2 protein-coding genes, 1 tRNA gene and 1 pseudogene are annotated in these 2961 nt (G+C 74.6%); 3 read left to right on the plus strand and 1 reads right to left on the minus strand.

From position 1 onward, the window contains the following. The 3 genes and pseudogenes from B2U11_RS00220 to nadC all read left to right on the plus strand — a co-directional run. Positions 1-472: pseudogene (locus tag B2U11_RS00220) on the plus strand (peptidase M50); the annotation flags it as partial. Then, the gene (locus tag B2U11_RS00225; protein ID WP_292068950.1) at positions 469-1980 is read left to right on the plus strand and encodes an L-aspartate oxidase; all 1512 of its coding nucleotides are present in this window, start codon (positions 469-471) and stop codon (positions 1978-1980) included. The pseudogene B2U11_RS00220 and the gene B2U11_RS00225, both read left to right, overlap by 4 nt. Continuing rightward, the gene (nadC, locus tag B2U11_RS00230; protein WP_292068953.1) at positions 1977-2837 is read left to right on the plus strand and encodes a carboxylating nicotinate-nucleotide diphosphorylase; all 861 of its coding nucleotides are present in this window, start codon (positions 1977-1979) and stop codon (positions 2835-2837) included. Before B2U11_RS00225 ends, nadC begins: the two co-directional genes overlap by 4 nt. 31 nt (positions 2838-2868) lie before the next feature. On the opposite strand, the gene B2U11_RS00235 is transcribed toward nadC, so the two are convergent. After that, positions 2869-2958: transfer RNA gene (locus tag B2U11_RS00235), tRNA-Ser, on the minus strand. Between the last annotated feature and the right edge of the window lie 3 nt (positions 2959-2961).

Consider the following 2961-nt stretch of genomic DNA (forward strand, 5'->3'; position numbering starts at 1 on the left):
GCTCTTCCGATCTATGATCCCCTTCGTGTCCGTGGGCCTGGCGCTGAAGGCGCCGGAATGGCTGATGGGCGCCTTCTTCATCGCCATGCTGAACCTGGTGAACCTGGTCCCCGCGCCGCCGCTGGACGGCTCCAAGGCGCTGGGGCCGGTGCTGACGCGCGTGTATCCGCGGCTGGAGCAGATCGTGCTGCTGGTGATCGGCGCGGCCGTGGTGTGGTGGGGCGTCACGACGGGGCGGTTCATCCTGGCGGTCTTCCTGGGCTTGGCCATCGTCGCCCACCTGAAGCGGGGGGTGTGGCGGCCGGCGTGGGGCACGCTGAGCTGGCCCGAGGCGGGCAAGAGCCTGGTCCTGTATCTGCTGACGGCGGCGCTGTGCGGCGCGGCGGCCGTGGGCGCCCTGATGCCGATGGTCGAGGGGTCGCCCGCCGACGCGGTGCGGCTGGGGCTGGCCTATCTGGGGGTCGGTCGATGAACCGCGAGCGTCATGACGGGGTGCTGGTGGTCGGGGCGGGCCTGGCCGGGCTGTCGGCCGCGCTGGAGGCGGCGCGGGCCGGGGCCAGGGTGCGGGTCGTCACGCCCGAGCCGCTGCTGAGCGGCTGTTCCTCGGCCTGGGCGCAGGGCGGCATGGCGGCGGCGCTGACGGCGACCGATTCGGCCGCGCTGCACGCCCGCGACACCGAGGCGGCCGGGGCCGGCCTGGTCGAGTCCGAGGCGGCCCGCGCACTGACGGACCAGGGCCGCGAGACGGTGGAGTGGCTGGCCGCTCTGGGAGCGCCGTTCGACCGAGACCCCGAGGGCGGCTTCGTCGTCAGCCTGGAGGCGGCGCACAGCGTGCCGCGCGTGGCGCGCGTGGGCGGCGACGGGGCCGGGCGCGCCATCCTGTCGGCCGTGGTCACCGCCGTGCGGGCCGAGAAGGCCATCGAGGTGTGGGAAGACGCCCGGCTGACCGGACTGCTGCAGGACGAGACGGGCCGCGTCGTCGGCGCGGCGCTGGCGCGCGGCGGCCGGAGGGTGGAGATCGTGGCGCGGGCCGTGGTGCTAGCCACCGGCGGCGCGGGCGGGCTCTACGCCGCCACGACCACGCCCGGCGCGCTGAAGGGCGAGGGGATGGCGCTGGCGGCCCTGGCCGGCGCCGAAATCCTGGACCCCGAGTTCGTGCAGTTCCACCCGACGGCGATGGACGTGGGGCTGGACCCCGCGCCGCTGGCGACCGAGGCGCTGCGGGGCGAGGGGGCGCGGCTGATCGACGGGGCCGGACGGCACCTGCTGGGCGAGGCGGCCGACGCCGACCTGAAGCCGCGCGACGTGGTGGCGCGGGCGGTCCATGCCGCGCGGATGGAGGGACGGGGCGCCTTCCTGGACGCGCGCACGGCGGTAGGCGAGGCCCTTCCGCATGAGTTTCCCGCCGTCTTCGCGGCCTGTCTGCGAAGCGGACTGGACCCGCGCGTCAGTCCGATCCCGGTGTTGCCGGCCTGCCACTATCACATGGGCGGGATCGCCGCCGACGTGGACGGACGCACCAGCCTGGCGGGCCTGTACGCGGTGGGAGAATGCGCGGCGACGGGCGTGCACGGGGCCAACCGCCTGGCCTCCAACTCGCTGCTGGAGGCGGCGGCCTTCGGACGCAATGCGGGCCGGGCGGCCGCCGGCGAGACGGGTGGCGGGCGACCGCGCCCGGCGCCGAGGCTGGGCGACCTGCCGGATGCGGCCCTGGCCCAGCTGCGCGCGGCGATGACCGACCATGTCGGGGTGATCCGCGATGCGGCGGGACTGTCGGGCGTGCTGGCGCTGATCGACCGGCTGGAGGCCGAGAACGGCCCGGCGCCGCCGCTGATCGCCGCGCGGCTGATCGTGCAGGCGGCGCTGGAGCGGCGCGAAAGCCGGGGCGGGCACTACCGTTCCGACTATCCGGAAACGGCCGCCGAGGCGCGGCGCACGCGGGTGCGGCTGCCGCAGCCGGAAATGGTGGCGGCGGAATGATGCGAAGCCTTCCCGACGTGATGATCGAGCCGGTGGTGCGCCTGGCCCTGGCCGAGGACCTGGGGCGGGCCGGAGACGTGACGGCGGCGGCCTGCATTCCCGCCACGGCGCGGATGAAGGCGGCCTTCAGCGCGCGCAAGCCGGGCGTGCTGGCCGGCATCGACGCGGTGCGGCTGGCGGTCCTGGCGATGGACGCGCAGGCGCGCATCGAGTTGCGTCATCGCGACGGCGAGGCGTTCGAGGCCGGCACGGTGCTGGCGGTCGTGGAGGCGAACGCGCGCGCCTTCCTGTCGGCCGAGCGGACGGCGCTGAATCTCCTGGGCCGGCTGACCGGCGTGGCGACGCTGACCCGGGCCTATGTCAATACCGTCGCGGGCACGCGGGCGCGCATCGCCGACACGCGCAAGACCACGCCCGGCCTGCGCGCGCTGGAGAAGCACGCGGTCGCGTGCGGCGGCGGGATCAACCACCGCTTCGGCCTGGACGACGCCATACTGATCAAGGACAACCACGTGGCCGTCTGCGGCGGGGTGGGGCAGGCGGTGCGCCGCGCCCGCGCCTTCGCGCCGCACCTGATGAAGGTCGAGGTCGAGGTCGACGGGCTGGATCAGCTGGACCAGGTGCTGGCCCTGCTGCCCGAAGGCGTCGGGCCGGACGTGGTGATGCTGGACAACTTCAGCCTTGCGGACCTGCGCGAGGCGGTGCGCCGCGTGGACGGGCGGCTGACGCTGGAAGCCTCGGGCGGGGTGGACCTGACGACGGTGCGCGCCATCGCCGAGACCGGCGTCGGCGTCATCTCCGTCGGCGCCCTGACCCATTCCTCCCCGAACCTGGACATCGGCCTGGACGCACTCTGAGCCGACGCATCGGGCGGCTTTTAGAAGGCGGTGGCGGAGAGGGGGGGATTCGAACCCCCGGTACCCGTGAAGGCACGCCGCATTTCGAGTGCGGTACATTCAACCACTCTGCCACCTCTCCGCG

Source organism: Brevundimonas sp. UBA7534, assembly GCF_002479325.1.
Lineage (GTDB): Bacteria > Pseudomonadota > Alphaproteobacteria > Caulobacterales > Caulobacteraceae > Brevundimonas.